This is a genomic window from Streptosporangium sp. NPDC023963, assembly GCF_040639135.1.
Taxonomy (GTDB): Bacteria; Actinomycetota; Actinomycetes; order Streptosporangiales; family Streptosporangiaceae; genus Streptosporangium.
This window is the reverse complement of sequence record NZ_JBEZZK010000013.1, coordinates 250,189-266,844: the sequence shown is the minus strand read 5'-3', so window position 1 is coordinate 266,844 and position 16,656 is coordinate 250,189. Positions and strand designations below refer to the sequence as shown.

General features: G+C 68.9%; 14 protein-coding genes and 1 pseudogene. 9 read left to right on the top strand and 6 right to left on the bottom strand.

The window, feature by feature from the left end; translation table 11 throughout:
* Nucleotides 1–91: 91 nt before the first annotated feature.
* Nucleotides 92–556, bottom strand: coding sequence for a hypothetical protein (locus tag AB0F88_RS32300; protein WP_362692677.1), 465 nt, complete (start codon nt 554–556; stop codon nt 92–94).
* 1,223 nt (nt 557–1,779) lie between these two features.
* Between AB0F88_RS32300 and AB0F88_RS32295 the strand changes: the two genes are divergently transcribed.
* The 5 genes and pseudogenes from AB0F88_RS32295 (at nt 1,780) to AB0F88_RS32275 (ending at nt 6,533) form a co-directional block, all read left to right on the top strand.
* Nucleotides 1,780–2,397, top strand: coding sequence for a dihydrofolate reductase family protein (locus AB0F88_RS32295; protein WP_362692674.1), 618 nt, complete (start codon nt 1,780–1,782; stop codon nt 2,395–2,397).
* A 52-nt stretch (nt 2,398–2,449) separates the two neighbouring features.
* On the top strand, nt 2,450–2,773 hold the full coding sequence (locus AB0F88_RS32290; RefSeq protein WP_362692671.1) for a YciI family protein: 324 nt from the start codon (nt 2,450–2,452) through the stop codon (nt 2,771–2,773).
* Nucleotides 2,770–4,005, top strand: a complete 1,236-nt coding sequence (locus tag AB0F88_RS32285) for a DUF6596 domain-containing protein (RefSeq protein WP_362692668.1) — start codon at nt 2,770–2,772, stop codon at nt 4,003–4,005. The genes AB0F88_RS32290 and AB0F88_RS32285 overlap by 4 nt, the downstream gene beginning before the upstream one ends.
* Nucleotides 4,006–4,201: 196 nt before the next feature.
* A pseudogene (locus tag AB0F88_RS32280) lies at nt 4,202–4,423 on the top strand (transposase); the annotation flags it as partial.
* A 1,102-nt stretch (nt 4,424–5,525) separates the two neighbouring features.
* Entirely contained in the window at nt 5,526–6,533 is a 1,008-nt protein-coding gene (locus tag AB0F88_RS32275; RefSeq protein ID WP_362692665.1) for an RNA polymerase subunit sigma-70, read from the top strand.
* A gap of 377 nt (nt 6,534–6,910) precedes the next feature.
* Here the strand turns inward: AB0F88_RS32275 and AB0F88_RS32270 are convergent, their stop codons facing one another.
* Nucleotides 6,911–7,495 carry a dihydrofolate reductase family protein gene (locus AB0F88_RS32270; RefSeq protein WP_362692662.1) on the bottom strand — a complete coding sequence of 195 codons (585 nt, stop codon included), beginning with the start codon at nt 7,493–7,495 and terminating at the stop codon, nt 6,911–6,913.
* Between the two features lie 183 nt (nt 7,496–7,678).
* Nucleotides 7,679–8,575 (bottom strand): hypothetical protein, encoded by an 897-nt coding sequence (locus AB0F88_RS32265; RefSeq protein ID WP_362692659.1) that lies wholly within the window; start codon nt 8,573–8,575, stop codon nt 7,679–7,681.
* 727 nt (nt 8,576–9,302) lie between these two features.
* On the opposite strand from AB0F88_RS32265, the gene AB0F88_RS32260 reads away from it, so the two are divergent.
* On the top strand, nt 9,303–9,848 hold the full coding sequence (locus AB0F88_RS32260; RefSeq protein ID WP_362692656.1) for a DUF4232 domain-containing protein: 546 nt from the start codon (nt 9,303–9,305) through the stop codon (nt 9,846–9,848).
* Between the two features lie 7 nt (nt 9,849–9,855).
* Here the strand turns inward: AB0F88_RS32260 and AB0F88_RS32255 are convergent, their stop codons facing one another.
* Nucleotides 9,856–10,344, bottom strand: coding sequence for an Rrf2 family transcriptional regulator (locus AB0F88_RS32255; protein ID WP_362692721.1), 489 nt, complete (start codon nt 10,342–10,344; stop codon nt 9,856–9,858).
* 542 nt (nt 10,345–10,886) lie between these two features.
* Here AB0F88_RS32255 and AB0F88_RS32250 point away from each other — a divergent pair.
* From AB0F88_RS32250 to AB0F88_RS32240, 3 genes are read left to right on the top strand one after another with little or no spacing between them, the layout of a single operon-like run.
* Nucleotides 10,887–12,284, top strand: a complete 1,398-nt coding sequence (locus tag AB0F88_RS32250; protein ID WP_362692653.1) for a cytochrome b N-terminal domain-containing protein — start codon at nt 10,887–10,889, stop codon at nt 12,282–12,284.
* Between the two features lie 20 nt (nt 12,285–12,304).
* The gene (locus tag AB0F88_RS32245; RefSeq protein WP_362692650.1) at nt 12,305–12,544 is read left to right on the top strand and encodes a hypothetical protein; all 240 of its coding nucleotides are present in this window, start codon (nt 12,305–12,307) and stop codon (nt 12,542–12,544) included.
* 1 nt (nt 12,545) lies between these two features.
* Nucleotides 12,546–13,016: an FAD-dependent oxidoreductase gene (locus AB0F88_RS32240; RefSeq protein ID WP_362692647.1), complete on the top strand. Its 471-nt coding sequence runs from the start codon at nt 12,546–12,548 to the stop codon at nt 13,014–13,016.
* A gap of 19 nt (nt 13,017–13,035) precedes the next feature.
* Here AB0F88_RS32240 and sigJ read toward each other — a convergent pair whose 3' ends face one another.
* Both sigJ and aceE read right to left on the bottom strand, forming a co-directional pair.
* Entirely contained in the window at nt 13,036–13,998 is a 963-nt protein-coding gene (gene sigJ / locus AB0F88_RS32235; RefSeq protein WP_362692644.1) for an RNA polymerase sigma factor SigJ, read from the bottom strand.
* 152 nt (nt 13,999–14,150) lie between these two features.
* On the bottom strand, nt 14,151–16,610 hold the full coding sequence (gene aceE / locus AB0F88_RS32230; protein WP_362692640.1) for a pyruvate dehydrogenase (acetyl-transferring), homodimeric type: 2,460 nt from the start codon (nt 16,608–16,610) through the stop codon (nt 14,151–14,153).
* Nucleotides 16,611–16,656 lie beyond the last annotated feature (46 nt).

Below are 16,656 nucleotides of genomic sequence, written 5' to 3'. Positions count from 1 at the left end.
GCCTGAGCGTGATATGCGCGCAGCGCGAGGACCCAGCGAGGCCCAAGACACGGGTCGCGCCATTCACGTTCAGTGATCCACGAAACAGGACCTAGGAGGACGGCAGGAAGTCCGCCTCGAAGATGGGCTCCAGCACCGCCTTGAGGCTGGCCTGGACCACGCGGTCGGCGATGGTGGGGATGCCCAGCTTGCGCAGCTTGCCGCCCGCTTTGGGAATCATCACCTGCCGCACCTCGGCAGGCTCGAACTCGCCCGATTTCAGCGAGGTGCGAATCTGCGCCAGGAAAGCCTCGACCCCGATCCGGGTCTCGACCTGGAAGGTTGTGACCCGATCGACTCCCGGAGTTCGTCCTTCGGCGTTGGTGGACACGCGTTCCCACGCGTGCATCAGGAACGCCGGGTCATAGACGAGGTTGAACAGGTCACCGAACCGACGGTCAAGGTCTTCGACCGCCCACCGGTGCAACTTGATCTGCATCCTCCGTACCGCCAGGTAAGCCGCATCAGCATCCGGCCACCGCACGGCGCCGGTATTCACCGGCGCGTCTTCGGACATTGCACTCTTCTCCTTGACTGACACGCTGCCGCCCTTCCCCACGTGCCGGGCTTTCCCCGGCTCCGAGTACTACGGCGGCTCCGCCCCGCTCGCGCCTTCGGCGGGCATCACGCCTATCTCCCTCCGCCCGCCTGAAAGGCAAGCAGCAAGAGAGCGAACCCGAGCGGTTCCCATGTTCACTGCTGTCCGATCGACGGGTTAGGCACCCGGCTTTACCCCTGCGGCCTCGCCACGGCCTCGCCACGGCCTCGCCACGGCTACGCCGTAGTCCTTCGCCGTGGCCTCCCAGCCCAGACTGTCAATACCCGACCAGGAGTTCCCCGCCCGCGATGAGAGGCGGGTGCGCACCGCTGACCAGCCCATATCCACCGAGTTGGAGCTGGCAGGAATTCAAGAGGCGTAAGACACCGGTTCCTCGCGTATACCTTCCCGTCTCGCTCACCGGGCCCGGCCCATCCGGTAGTGCTGGACCGACCCGACTTTGTCGAGGCTGCTCCCGCCCTCCCCGGTGATCCCCGGATCAGGCTGCCTCCTGCTTCACCTCACCGCTACGACGGCCGGGCGACGGTGGTCTTTCACCCCCGTTCGGACAAACAGCGCTTTCCATGGCGCACTGACAGCGTTCTTACCGGCACCCCAAAAACCTCAGCAACTTCACGTCCTCCAGTGTTCCGGGTAAGGCCCCGTCACCGGAACAGTTCGCGAAACAGCCTTACGGAACACCCCGACCAGGGCGTCCATCCTGGTTGACAGGTGTTCCGGTGGGGGATCTCCAAACGGAACAGCCCAAGCGGGTCACCACACCTGGCGACCATGATTGTTTTCAGCGATAGCGGCTGTTCCTGGGCCCTCAGCCCCGGCTCCGCCCGGCATGCCGTGCTCGCGGGGCGGCTGCCACCGCGCCCTTGAGGGTAGTGGCCGGGCTCATCCGTGCGTCTTGCTCAACGTGGTGACCGTCCAAGGAATCCGGCGTAGCCGCCCCGGAACCGTCTGGCTCTCGGATCGCTCACAACCGGCGTACCGGAAAATCCTCGAAAGAAGTCCGGGCGGCGGTGTCGGATCGGGGCTGAGCTGTTCGTAGCAGGGGTGAGAGGTCGCCCACGAGGGGCGTCCCCAAACCACAGGAGATTCGGCCGGACGGATCCTGTTGCGACCGCTGAGATCGGCGCCGCGGTCCGGTCGAATCGAACGACGACAAAACCCGGCGAGAAGGAATTTTGATCATGAAACTGACGACCATCACGAACGTCTCTGTCGACGGCGTGATGCAAGGTCTCGGCGCGGTGGACGAGGACCGCAGGGGTGGATTCAAGCGCGGCGGATGGGCCTTGCCGCTGTTCGACGACGAGGGCGAGACGTTCCTCGGCCAGGTCTTCCAGCGCGCTGACGCGTTCCTGTTCGGACGGCGGACCTACGAGATCTTTGCCGGCTCCTGGGGAACCGGATCCTGGGGGGCAGATCAGGGCAACAGCCCGATCTCAGTGGCGTTGAACACGCAGCCCAAGTATGTGGCATCGGCCACGCTCACCGACCCGCAATGGGCGGACACGACCGTCCTCTCCGGTGACGTCGCGGCCGCCGTCCGCGAGCTGAAGGCCAAGCCGGGGGGTGAGCTGCAGGTGCACGGCAGCGGCAGCCTGGTCCGCTGGCTGTTCGACAACCAGCTTGTCGACGAGATCACCCTGCTCACCTATCCCGTGGTCGTCGGCCAGGGCACACGGCTGTTTCCCTCCACGGGCCCGGACACAGCACTTGAACTGGTCGACTCGCGAGCCACCTCGAATGGCGTGACGATCCAGGTCTACCGGCCGGCCGGGCGCCCGCGGTATGCAACGGCCTGAAGTCCCTACCACCGAACCACGCTGTCTTGACACCACAGGAGATGATTTTCAGATGCGGTACCTGGTTTCCGTGATCGATGACAAGAGCAATCCCGGCAGCACGGACAGGCAGCCTGCCATCAGCGCGTTCAACGAACGACTGATCGCCGAGGGCTACTGGGTTTTCTCGGGCGGACTCGCGGACACCGACGCGGCCACGGTCATCGACAACCGAGGCGAGCAGGCCGTGTTCAGCGACGGGCCTTTCGTGGAGTCGAAGGAGTACCTCGCCGGCGTCTGGGTGTGGGAGGCCCCCGATCTGGATGTGGCGCTCGAGCTCGCCGCCGAGGCGTCGAAGGTCTGCGATCGGAAGATCGAGGTGCGGCCGTTCCAGTGAGCGACGTCGAGGAGGCGATCACCCGGGCCCACCACGACGAGTGGGCGCGGGTGGTCGCCGCCCTGACCAGGCGTTTCGGTGATCTCGACATCGCCGAGGAGGCGGCGGCCGAGGCGTTCGCGACCGCCGTGGAGCGGTGGCCGGCCGACAGCCTGCCCCCCAACCCGGGCGCGTGGCTGACCACCAGCGCCAACCGCAAGGCCATTGACCGGATCCGGCGCGAGAACAAGCGCGGCGACAAGCAGAAGGAGGCGCAGATGTTGTACGACCAGGCCCCGCCTGAGCCGCTGGGCGCCATCGACGACGATCGGCTCCGGCTGATCTTCACCTGCTGTCACCCGGCGCTGGCGGTGGAAGCGCGCGTGGCGTTGACGCTGCGCATGGTCGGCGGTCTGACCGTGCCCGAGATCGCCCGTGCCTTCCTGGTGCAGGGGACCACCATGGAGCAGCGCATCACCCGCGCGAAGGCCAAGATCAAGGCGGCTCGCATCCCCTATCGGATGCCGTCCGCCGACGATCTGCCAGTTCGTGTCTCCGGCGTCCTGGCCGTCCTGTTCCTCGTCTTCAACGAGGGTTACCTGGCCAGCGGCCCCGACACCGATCCCGTACGCCACGACCTGACCACTGAGGCGATCCGGCTCACCCGCCTGATCCGCGCGCTCCTGCCGCAGGACGGAGAAGTGGCCGGGCTGCTGGCGCTGATGCTGCTCACCGAGGCCCGCCGCACCGCCCGGATCTCGGCGAACGGCGAACTGGTCGCGCTCGACGAGCAGGACCGTGGGGCCTGGGACGCGGAACTGATCGCCGAAGGTCATCGGCTGGTGCGCGAGCGCCTGGCCGCTGCCGCTGCCGGGGTGGCTCCGGGGCGCTACCAGATCCTCGCCGCGATCAACGCCGTGCACACCTCCGCCCGCGACAGCCGCGACACCGACTGGTCGCAGGTCGTCGCCCTCTACGACCAGCTCGTCCGCCTCGACCCCTCACCGATCATCGCCCTCAACCAGGCCATCGCCGTGGCCGAGCTCGACGGGCCGGAGGTGGCACTGGCCATCGTTGACCGCCTCGCCGAGGCGTTGGCCGGCTATCACGCCTACCATGCCACCCGTGCCGACCTGCTGCGCCGGCTGGGCTGCAGTCAGAAGTCGCGCGTGGCCTACGACAAAGCCATCGAGTTGGCGGGCAACACCGCCGAGACCGCCTACCTGACACGCCGCCGCGACCAGCTGGGGTAGTGCCCGTCGAAACCCCGCGCAAAGCGGCGCCCGGCCCCGATGGAACCGCGGTCTGGACACCGACCAGCACCACGCCCTCAGAGGGCGGTTCGCAAGCCGATGCCTGTGATGTCACAGTGTGATCGGGTGGACGTTTAGCGTTACAGCTGGCTGGCGGGCCAGGATGTGCTGGGATGACCGGTTACGCGAGCGCAAGCCGTACCCCAGCGACTTGTCCGACGAGCAGTGGGCGCTGATCAAACCGGTCATCACGGCATGGAAGGTCGCGCACCCGCCGGTCAGCGGCCACAAGGGCAACCACGCGATGCGCGAGATCGTCAACGCGATCCGCTACCAGGGACGAACCGGCGTCCAATGGAAGTACCTGCCGCATGACCTGCCGCATGACCTGCCGCCCAAGAGCGCGACGTACTACTAACTACTAAGAAATAAGCTCTGGGTTCCCGAGCGTCTCCCCAGGTCGCCCAGCCCCAGGACCAGGGCGTTTTCGCGTAGAGCGCGTTAGCCTGACAGCTGGGGGGATCTCGGGATCGGTGAAGTTTCTCCCTCGTTGCTGAGGTTTTTGTAGCGGTGGTGAAGCCGAGGAGTCGTGTGCCGGCCCTGGTCGAGGACGGCACGATCCGGTGCCGAGTGTTGCCCTGACAGAGAACGCCTGCTCACGCGGGGAGCGGCTCCGCACACGAGCTCAGCCGCTCGCGAGGCCGGGGCGGCCGCCGTCGTCTGCCCTGGGCACTGCCCGGTGCCGCTCCGGGACCGGCCATAGGAATCCTTGGGTTCTGACGAACCCAAGGGTGCATAACTTCCCAGACCACCCCAACAGCTTTCATATGCTCGCCCCGGCGGAGCCCGATCAGCGCCAGGTCCTCCTCATCCAAGAGGAACACCCGATCCAGGTCCGCCCGCGCCAGCGGTCCGGCGTACCAGCCGTAGCCCGCCGCTTCAACATCAGTCAAGAACTCCACCGGCATACGCCGCAAAGTAGGACCGACACGCCGGTAATCAACACACAGCGATCAAACCATTACAAGATCCCTGCCGGTTCGCCGTTCACCAACATCGGAACGGTGGATGGCGGCAACTCCACCCGAGTCCACTCGCTAACGCCACTGGCCGTTCCGTTGTCGCTCAAGGCCCTCGTCGAGGACGTGCCGCGGTTGTCGCCGTTCGCGCGCCACCACATCAGCATCGACGAGCTCACCTACCCGACCTCGGCGGCGACCACCGTCCGTTGCGTGACCCGGACGCCGAAGACGACGCATAGGGCTGCCTCTGGCCGGCCGGGATCGGCCGCCGCACCGGGCGATCAGCCAGACCGGCCAATATCCGCCCGATCTTTCCCCAGTACTACGGGGACCCCACCTCGACGTCCAGGGTGTGCCCGACCCGAACACGTCCCCTGGGTCGACCCGACCCATCCGGCCTGACGAACGGCCCGGTGCCGGCGGCTTCACCGCTCAGAAATCCTCCCCCACGTCGTCAGTTCTGGTGGCCCCTCGCCACCCGCGGAAGGATTGACGACCATGACCGACTCCAGACTGCTACGCGACGACGAGGCCGCGTTCATCGCGGCGGCCCGCTCGAATGACGCGGCACAGTTCGCGCTCATCACGGAGCGCTACCGGCGTGCGCTGCAGGTGCACTGCTACCGGATGCTCGCGAACTACGAGGACGCCCAGGACATGACGCAGGAGACGTTCCTGCGGGTGTGGAACAAGCGGGAGTCGTTCAAGGGCCACGCCGCGCTGCGGACCTGGCTGTACCGGATCGCGACGAACGCCTGCCTCGACTTCCTGGAGAAGCGCAACGACCGCACACCCGTGCCTGCCGAGCTGCCGGGCGCGGACTCGGAAGTGCGCTACCTGCAGCCCTACCCGGACCGGATGCTCCCGGAGGACCCGCAGGAATCGGTGGTGGCGCGGGAGACGATCGAGCTGGCGTTCATCGTCGCCGTCCAGCACCTGCCGCCGCGGCAGCGGGCGGTGTTCATCCTGCGCGACGTCCTCGGCTGGCCGGCGTCGAAGGCCGCCGACGCCCTCGAGCTGACCGTCGCATCGGTGACCAGCGCACTGCAGCGGGCGCGCGTGACGATGCGCGAGCAGCTGCCCGACCGCCGCCTCGACTGGCGGAGCCCTGCCGCGCACGAGCTGTCGGATGACGAGCGCGGCGTGGTGAAGTCGTATATGGACGCCCATGAGCGCAACGACCTCAACGGGCTGATGGCCCTGCTGCGCGACGACCTGCGCTTCGCGATGCTGCCCGAGCCGGGCACCTTGATCGTCACGGCCAAGGACGCGGTGGACGGCTGGGTCTCCGGTGGGCTCTTCCAGCGCGGCCACGACGACTGGCGCTGTATCACCACGACGGTCAACCGCATGCCTGCCGCCGCGCTGTACCTCCGCACCCCCGGCGATCCGGAGTACCGGCTGTTTGCCATCGCGGTCCTGCACATCGTCGACGGGAAGATCGCCGAGCTCACCGGATTCGACGCCATCGACAAACCATGGCTGGGCCTGCCCCCGGCACTGTGATCGGACGAGTCCCCGTCGTCGACGAGTCCAGCGCACGGGCCGCCGTCACCGAAGTCACCGCGGAATGAGCACCCCGACCGGCTGAACACCAACGCGACAACTCGAACACCACCGCCCCGCCGGCGTTGCCGGCGGGGCATCCGAAGAACATCGTCATGATCAACGACGCCGTCGTCCTCAGCTTCGGCGAGTCGGTCGGCAGCTCACTCGGAACGCGAGGAAGGGCCCGGGGAAGGTTCCCTCATCGCCGAGGGCCGCCGAGGGCCGCCGAGGGCCGCCGAGGGTCGCCGAGGGTCGCCGAGGGTCGCCGAGGGTCACGGTGAGCACGCCAGGAAGGATTTCGACCCGGCCTCACGAGCCGGGCATTCGGCCCCTGCTCATCGCCTCGTCTCGTACCTGGTCAGCACCACGCCGCCGGGAAACGTCCGGGTCTCCACCAGGGTCAGGTTCACCCAGCTGTCCAGCGCGGTGAAGAACGGCGTGCCGCCGCCCACCAGGACCGGATGGGTGACCAGCACGTACTCGTCGATCAGCCCGGCCCGCATGGCCGCCCCGGCGAGCGTGGCGCCGCAGATGTCCATCGGACCGCCGTCCTCGGCCTTGAGCCGGGTGATCTCGGCGACCGCGTCGCCGGTGACCAGACGGGTGTTCCAGTCGACCGTGCTGGTCGTAGAGGAGAACACCACCTTCGGCATGTCCCGCCAGCGGCCGGCGAACTCGATCACCGCCGGTGTGGCACCCGGCTGCTTGTCGGCGGTCGGCCAGTGGGAGCTCATCGCCTCCCACAGCTTGCGCCCGTACAGCGCCAGGCCCGTCGCGTCCACCCGGTCGGACCACCATTGGAACAGCTCGTCGCTCGACGATGAGTCCGGTCCCTCCCCCCCACTCCAGCCGAGGTCGTCGCCGGTCGCGGCGATGTAGCCGTCCAGGGTCACGTTCATGCCGAAGATCAGTTTTCGCATCGTGCCAGCCTCTCGTGAGTCGATCTCACACGTACAGACGGGCGCGGCGCGGAAACCTGATCGGTGCGCGACACACAAGGCGGCGCCCTCCGGGCGGAGGAGATACCTGGCCCTGCTCCTCGACGGGGATCTCTCACCTGAGCCGACCACCTGTCCAGACGATCGGCCTGTGGGCCTCGGGTGTTACTTGAGGCGGCGGCGGACGGCCCAGGCGATCAGCACGAGAGCGGCCCACCGCAGGGGCCGGCTCATGGACTCCGGCGGGGGCGCGGGAGTCCTCGCGCCGAGCCGCGGAACGGCGTAGACGAGCCTGATCAGCACGGGGGCCGACGCCGGCATCGCGAGGAGAATGACCGTGATGGCCAGCCAGGCGGGGGTGGGGTTCCAGTAGACGTCGGCATACGCCAGGAGCATCCCGAGCGCGATGGCCATCACGAACGCGTAGCGGACGGCGCCGAACGTGCCTTTCGACAGCTGGCGCGCGAGGTCCGTCGCCGCGGCCGTGCGCCGCAGCCGTATGCGGATCAGCACGATGACCGCCAGGATCGCCGCGAGGTAGGCGTACACCGAGGCGATCAGCCAGGTCGGTGGACGGGTGCCGAAGGAGACGTAGAGGTAGTCCAGGGAAGTGGTGAACAGCAGCACGATCGCCAGCACCGCCACGCCGTGCAGGACGGCGCGGGCCAGCCGCTCCAGGCCGATCGTCTCGTCCCAGACGTCGCCGTCGGTGTCCTGTTCGAGGTGAGCGGCGAGCAGCCAGACGATGCCGCTGGTAAGAGCCACGACCCCTACTCCCAGCAAGCCACTGGCGATCATTGTTTCGGACCAGATGCGATAGCAGGACCCGCCCTTGGGGGTTTCGCCGGCGATCACCGCGAACAGGTAGCTGTTGAGCGCCAGCGCTGCGAACGCGGCGACGAAGAGGCTGATGGCCGGGATCCTGCGCCGCTTGGGCCACGACTGGCTGAGCATCACCACGATGCTGGTGAACACGAAGCCGGCCAGGACTCCCGCCAGCTGGGACAGCTCGGGAGCGAGTGTGATCGGGTTCCAGCCAGGCTCCGGGCATAAATCGTTCACGACCGCCAGTGTGAAGGAACGCGCCACCCCCTGCCGGGGAACGGCGGGGGACGACCGGCGGGGGACGACCGGCGGGGGACGACCGGCGTGATCCCGCGCTCGCGCCGGGACAGGGGTGCCTGCCATACGGGACCACGCGTGACCAACCCATGTGGTTCTCGCCTGCCTCGCGATCTCCGGCCGGGGCCTGTCGCCGTGTACGCTCATCCGTTGATCACACACCTTCGAACTCCTATGATCACGCCATGCGAGGCCTCGACGGCCTGTTCCCCATCGTTGCGAGCCGAGGTTTGCCGTGCGTCACGATCGGATGCGTACCACCTCCCTCGGCCTTCCCGCAGTGCTCGCTGGAGTCCTGCTCCTCACGGCGTGCGGATGGGAGGGGACCGCTGTGCGAAGCGGCGGCTCGCAGCGGACGCCGGGGCCCGACTCGGCAGACCGGCGCGGTGACCCCTCATGCGCCTCGTCCACCGGTACGCCGTCCACGTCCGGCACCTCGGCACTTCCCGGCGGCTCCGCGGATCTGGAGAAACACGGCGTCAGGATCACTGGCCTGAGCGGACGGTCCCGAACCTGCGACCTCCCCCCGTTCTCCGCCGAGTTCCAGGTCACCAACCACGAGACCGAACCTTTCACGTACACCATCGCCTTCGAGTTCGTGTCTCGTTCCGGAGAGGCGCTGGCGGATACGAAACAGACGGTTCCATCGGTCAGGCCCGGTCAGACCGTGAAGCGTACGGTCGACATGGTCGAACTTCCCTCGCAGGCGTCCGCCGGGGTGCGTGTGCGAATCGCCGAGGTCAGAAGCGTCCCGGCGGACGAGGCACCCGCCCCGGCAGGTCCCTGCCCGCCCTCCGGCATCCGCGTCACATCCGGCAACGGTGACGCCGCCATGGGGCTCCGCGTGGTGGGGCTCCGTCTGGAGAACTGTTCGACCCGCACGTACCACCTCAACGGCTACCCGCGGCTCCGGCTCCTCGACGAGGACAGAAAGCCCGTCGCCGGCGTCAAGGTCCTGCACGGCAGCGGCGGCATCTCCGCCGTCACCGGCTTCGACGACCCGCCTCGGGCGGTGACCCTGAAACCGGGCGAGAGCGCGTCCGCCGGCCTGATGTGGCGCAACACCGTCACTGCCGGCACTCCCGTGAACCTGCCGTACGTCAGGGTGAACGCGAAGGCCGGTGCTCGTCCCGTGATGGTGACGCCGGAGCTCGATCTCGGCACCACCGGGAAAATCGGCGTCAGCCCGTGGAAGAAGGACGAGGTTCCGTAGATCCTTGCTAGGTTGCCGGTTCGGCCTCGCCCGCGTCCAACCAGGTCCTGATCCCGGCCAGTGCGCCGGGGCCGAGGTCGGAGCCGACGTCGTGGGCCAGATCGGTGACGGAGACGGAGCGAAGGGCCTCCCGCCAGGCCGTCTCGGCGCCGGCCATGGCGCGGGAGACGGCACAGGGCGTGGTGCAGGACTCCGGCGAGGCGGCCAGCGGGCCGCGCCGGCGGATCTCGGTGCAGACGAAGGGCGAGCCTGGCCCGTCGACGGCCTCGACGACGTCGAGCACGGTGATCAGCGCGGGGGAGCGGGTGAGGACGTAGCCGCCCGCCTTGCCCTGGACCGAGCGGACGAGACCGGCACGCGAGAGGGCCTGGAGCTGCTTGGCGAGGTAACTGGGTGAGACGTCGTGCAGTCGCGCCAGCCGCGCGGCCGGCACCGGTTCTCGCACCGTGGTCAGGACGACACAGCAGTGCAGAGCCCACTCGACCCCACTGGACATCTTCACGTGTTCACTCCGGTGCACCCCCTGCCGGCCCGGGCGCGATGCCCGCCGTAATCGCCGAAACCATCACATCGGCCGCGGCGACGCTTGGGCCGACCTTTCGACGTTCTTCGGAGACATCAAACCGCTGCCCCCGTTCCAGCCGACGTGACGAGGCGGATCGATGCCCTGCGGTGGACGACCCTCTCCGCGTTCTCACTCAACACGACGAGACAGGACCTCTTTTTGTGATGGTGCCGGACGGATATCCATGATCCGAGACGGCGCGGCTCGAAGCGCCCGATCGCCCGCTTCGGGGCGATCCCGCTGAGCGGGCCCGGTCGTGGGACCCGGCTTGACCGGCCTGCCCAACGTGATGGCGCATCCAGCCTCACCCGTCACCTGGCGCACAGGCGCCGTCCGAGACCGGCGCGGTCGTGTCCGGCCCTCATGACGCCGGTCCGGCGGTGGTGACGCTTGTCACCGTCGTCGACGCGCCGTCGCCGTCACAACCGCCGGCGCTGTTTCGTCATGTGAGTAAGGCAAGGTTAGGGGCCCGAATGCTTTCCTCGACGGCCAAGCGCCGCTCGTTTCAGTTCTCGCACTGGTCGTTCATGTTCGCGGAGATCGCCGTCTGGTCATTCGTCGTCCTGGCGGTGACCGGGGCGGTGCTGATGGTGTTCTACGACCCCGGCATGTCCCAGGTGACCTATGACGGCTCGTACGGCCCGCTACGCGGATTCCCCGTCAGCAAGGCCTTCGACTCGACCATGCGTCTGAGCCTGGAAGTGCGCGGCGGCCTGCTCATCCGCCAGATCCACCACTGGGCGGCGCTCGTCTTCGTGGCGGCCGTCGTGTCGCAACTGCTGCGCATGTTCCTCACCGGCGCGTTCCGTCGCCCGCGCACCGGGCAGTGGCTGGTCTGGGTGGCGCTGCTGGCGCTGGGCATGGCCGCGGGCGAGACCGGCAACGCCCTGCCCGACGACATGCTGTCGAGCGGGAGTCTGTGGCTGATCATGTCGGTCGCGCAGTCCGTCCCCGTGGTCGGAACCTGGGCGCTGTCGGTGCTGTTCGGCCCGGACTTCCCCGGTGACAGGGTCGTTCCGGTCATGTACGGGGGGCACCTGCTGATCGCGGTCGTCGTGGCCGTGCTGCTGATCGCCCGTGAACTGCTGGTGCGGCGGCACGGCCACTCCCGGTTCGCCGCCTCGCTGCCGGCGCGGCGGAGCGCGCGCCCGGCGATGGCGCTCGCGACGGTCGGCATGCTGATCATCCTCGGGTTCGGCTTCCAGATCGCCCCGGTATGGCTGTACGGCCCCGCCAAACCGACGCAGATCTCGGCGGGCTCGGTCCCCGACTGGTACATGGGGTTCCTCGACGGCGCCCTCCGGATCATGCCCGGGTGGGAACTCACCATCGGGGACCACACGCTCAGTCTCGCGGTCCTCGTCCCCACACTGGTGCTACCCGGGGTCTTCTTCACCGTCCTGGCCGCCTACCCGACGGCCGAGCGCTTCCTCGTCTCGCGACGCGGCCGCCGCGACGCGCTGGGCCGGCCCAGGACCACGAGCCGTACGGCCCGCGGGACGCTCGCGCACGGCCTGCTCGATCGGCCACGCGAGACGCCGGTGAAGACGGCCGTCGCGGTCGCCGGCGTCACGTTCTACGGCCTGCTGTGGGCGGCCGCGGCCAACGACCAGATCTCTCATCGGTTCCACCTCACCCTCGAGGCTGTGACGATCTTCTTCAGGTTCGCCGTGGTCATCGGCCCCGTCATCGCCTTCGTCGTCACCCGGTGGATCTGCCTCGCACTGCGGCAGACGGACCACCACGTGGCCGAGCACGGCGTGGAGACCGGGATCATCACACGATCCCCGGACGGCGGATACCACGAACGGCCGGCACCGGCGCGGCAGGAGCGCCGGGAGCCGGCGATCACCTCGGGGAGACGACGGTGACACCGGACAGGCCACAGGTTGTGATCGTCGGAGCGGGGGTCGCCGGATACCAGGCGGCGCTGACCCTGTCCCGCAAGGTGGGAGACGGTGCGGAGATCGTGCTGGTCAACCCGGCCGCCGTCACGCTGCCTCCGGAGTCGCTCCCGCAGCTGATGACGGGCGTCCTCGACGCGGGTCAGGTGGGCAGGCCGCTGGCCGCGATTGCACCGGCAGCCGATCCGCTGGATCCTGGCCGATCCCGCCGAGCGACTGCTGCCTGACATGCGGCACCGCCTGTCCAGGACCACGGCGCGGGTGCTGCGGTCGCGGGGCGTGGAGATCCGGACGCAGACCTCGATCGGCCAGCTCACCTCCCGGGGGCTGCGGCTCACCGACGGCGAGTTCGTCCCCACCCGCACGATCGTGTGGAGTTTCGGGGTGCGTCCCGATCCGCTCGTGACCGACCTCGGGCTGGCGGCCGAGCAGGGCAGGATCAGGGTGGACGAGTACCTCGCCGTACCCGGCGTTCCGAATGTCTACGCCTGCGGCGATGTGGCCGCCGTCCCCGACCCCGCCAGGCGCGGCAAGATCGCCCCGATGAGCGGGCGGCACGCGCTGTGTCAAGGCGGGCTGGCGGGCGCCAACGTCGCGGCCTCCCTCGGCTACGGCTCGCGCCGGCCGTACCGGCACCGGATCCAGGATTCCGTCGCGGACCTGATCCGCACGCCGGGGCAGCCGCTGCGTGCGGCCTGAAGCCGGCGGCACGCTCCGGTTACGAACCCGAAGGGAGGCCGCGTGTCGTTCGGCCGGCGCCCTGGCCGGTCCAGGCGTGCAGCTTGTCGGGGTTGACGACCATCCACATCCGGGTGAGCACCTCGCCGCGGGTTTCGGTCGCGATCACCGCCACGGTGACGCCGCCCCTGCGGATGACGGCACCGGGCCGTCCGTTGACGTCCTCCCCGCTGAATTCCATACCCGGTTGCTTGCGTAGCAGGCCGAGGAACAGACGGGCCGCCTTCCGGGCGCCGGCGACCGGGCGCAGGGCGGCGTGTGCCCTGCCCCCGCCGTCGGAATGAACGACCACGCCGTGATCCAGCGTGGCGACCAGGGCGTTGATGTCCCCGCTCTCGCAGGCCCGCCTGAACGCGGAGATGACCTCGCGGTGCCGCTCGACATCGTTCGCCGGGCGGGCCCGTTCCCCGGCCAGCCTGCGTCGTGCGCTGACGGCGAGCTGGCGGCAGGCCGCCGGGCTGCGGCCGGCCACCTCGGCTATCTCGGTGAACGGCATGCCGAAGACGTCGTGCAGCACGAACACGACACGTTCGGCGGGTGTGATCGTCTCCAGCACCGTCAGCATGCCCATGCTGACGGACTCCTGCAGCATCATCCGGTCGGCAGGGTCGTCGACCAGGCCGGCGGCGCTGGTCCAAGCGCCGTGGTCGCGCAGAGGCTCGGGGATCCACTCACCCACGTAGTGTTCGCGCCGCACTCTGGCCGACATCAGGTGATCCAGGCAGATCCGGCTCGTCACCCTGCTCAGCCACGCGATGGGTGACCTGATGTCGCGCCGCTCCCGCTCGGCCATCGTGTACCAGCGTGAATACGCCTCCTGCACGACGTCCTCGGCGTCGTGCACGGAACCGAGCATCCGATAGGCGAGCCCCAACAGGGTCCAGCGCTCGGCGGGAGCCGTGTCGCCGAGGATCCGCACCCCCCGCCGTACTTCGTCTGTCATGCACCTATGACGATGTGGCCGGCGCGGATGTGAGGATCCGTACCCGCCGGCTGCCGTCCTCTCACCGGAGGGGGTTCCACGGGCCGGCGCACACTGCCGCCGAACGCTGCCGCCGAACCGCTCAAGCTCGCCTCGACAGCCGGGCGACCCGCTCATCTCCGGCCGGCCTCCTCGACGGACTTGAGCACGGCGTCGGCGATCGAACGCGGGTCGACGCCGAAGTGCTCGCGTACGGACTCCCTGGTGCCGGAGAGGCCGAACCCGTCGGTGCCGAGGGAGGTCCACGGCCGGTCGATCCACGGGCTGATCTGATCCGGCACGGCGCGCATCCAGTCGCTGACCGCGATCACCGGGCCCTCGGTCCCGGCCAGGGCCTGCCGGAGGTAGGGCACCGCGGTGGAGGTCATCGCGTCGCGGCGCAGCTCGCTCCACGAGGTGACCGACCAGACGTCGACGCCCACGCCGTACTCCTCCTGGAGCAGCCGTTGCGCGGCCAGTGCCCAGTGGATCGCGGTGCCGCTGGCGAGCAGATGGGCCTGGCCGCCGCCGGAGGAGTACCGGTAGATGCCCTTGAGGATGCCCTCGCGCACGCCCTCGGGCATCGCGGGCTGGGGGAGCGGCTCGTTGTAGAGGGTGAGGTAGTAGAAGACGTCCTCGCCGTCGGGCCCGTACATGCGCCGGAGCCCTTCGCGCACGATCTCCGCGACCTCGTAGCCGAAGGCGGGGTCGTAGGCGAGGCACGCGGGGTTGGTGGAGGCGATCAGCTGGGAGTGCCCGTCGCCGTGCTGCAGCCCTTCGCCGGTCATCGTGGTCCGTCCCGCGGTGGCGCCGATCAGGAATCCGCGGCCGAGCTGGTCGGCCAGCGCCCACATCTGGTCGCCGGTCCGCTGCCAGCCGAACATCGAGTAGAAGATGTAGAACGGGATCATGGCCTCGCCGTGGGTGGCGTAGCTGGAGGCGGCGGCCGTGAACGACGCCATCGATCCCGCCTCGGTGATGCCCTCGATCAGGAGCTGGCCGTCGACCGCCTCCTGGTAGGACAGCAGCAGGTCCCGGTCGACCGATTCGTAACGCTGGCCCAGCGGCGAGTAGATCCTGGCGGTGGGGAACAGCGACTCCATGCCGAAGGTCCTGGCCTCGTCGGGCACGATGGGCACCCAGCGGCGCCCGGTCTCCGGCTCCTTCATGAGGTTCTTGACCAGGCGGACGAAGGCCATCGTGGTGGCCATCGGCTGCTTGGACCCCTTCTCCAGGGACCGGAACGGCCCCTCGGCCGGCGCCGGCAGCGGCCGGTGGGAGACGGTTCGGCGGGGGATGGGCCCGCCCAGTGCCCGGCGGCGCTCGGCCACGTAGCGGACCTCGGGCGAGTCGGCCCCGGGGTGCAGGTACGGCGGCAGGTCCGCGTCGAGCGCCTCGTCCGGCACCGGCAGCCCGAGCCGGTCGCGCAGCGCCCGGAACTCCTCCTGGGTGAGTTTCTTCATCTGGTGGTTGGCGTTGCGCGCCTCCACGCCGGCTCCGAGCGTCCACCCCTTGACGGTCTGCACGAGGATCACCGTGGGCGCGCCCCGGTGGTCGAGGGCCCGGCGGTAGGCGGCGTGCACCTTGCGCGGCTCGTGGCCGGCCCGCGAGCCGCCGACGATGCGCCGCAGGTCCTCGTCGGAGTACGGCACGTCCAGCCCGTGGAACAGATGCTGCCTGATGTAGGCCCCGGTCGAGGTGGCGAAGGTCTGGAACTGCCCGTCCGGCATCTCGCCCAGCCGGGACACCAGCTCGTCCGAACCGAGCAGCCCGTCCCATTCGGCGCCCCACAGCGCCTTGACGACGTGCCAGCCCGCGCCCCTGAAGACGCCTTCGAGCTCCTGAACGATGCGGGTGTTGCCGCGTACCGGTCCGTCGAGCCGCTGCAGGTTGCAGTTGATCACGAAGGTGAGGTTGTCCAGCCCTTCGCGGGCGGCCAGGGTGAGGGCCGCCGTGGACTCGGGCTCGTCCATCTCGCCGTCGCCGAGGAAGGCCCATACGTGGCTGAGTGAGGTGTCCTTGATACCGCGGTTGTGCAGGTAGTGGTTGAACCTGGCCTGGTAGACCGCGTTGAGCGGCCCGAGGCCCATGGACACCGTGGGGAACTGCCAGAATCCGCGCATGCTCCGCGGGTGCGGGTACGACGGCAACCCGCCCTCGGGCTCGCGCCGGAACAGGTCGAGCTGACCCTCGGTCAGCCGTCCCTCCAGGAACGCGCGGGCGTAGACGCCCGGGGACGCGTGGCCCTGGAAGTACACCTGGTCGTGACCGCCGTGGAAGAAATGGTTGAACCCGACCTCGTACAGCCAGGCGGCCGAAGCGTAGGTGGCCAGATGGCCGCCGAGCCCGAGCCTGCTGCCCCTGGTGATCATCGCCGCCGCGTTCCACCGGTCGTAGGCCGCGATCCGCTCCTCCAGTTCGAGGTCACCGGGGTAGCCGGGCTCCTCCGACGTCGGCACGGTGTTGATGTACCGGCTGCTCGTGGCCAGCCGCTTCAGCAGATACTCGGCCCGTTCCGGACCTGCCGCCCGGCGGACCGCCTCCAGCGACTCCAGCCATTCCGCGGTCTCCTGCGGGTCAACGTCCTTCTCCATATCACCATTAAACACCCGATGATCGATCATCGGGTGTTTTCATCTG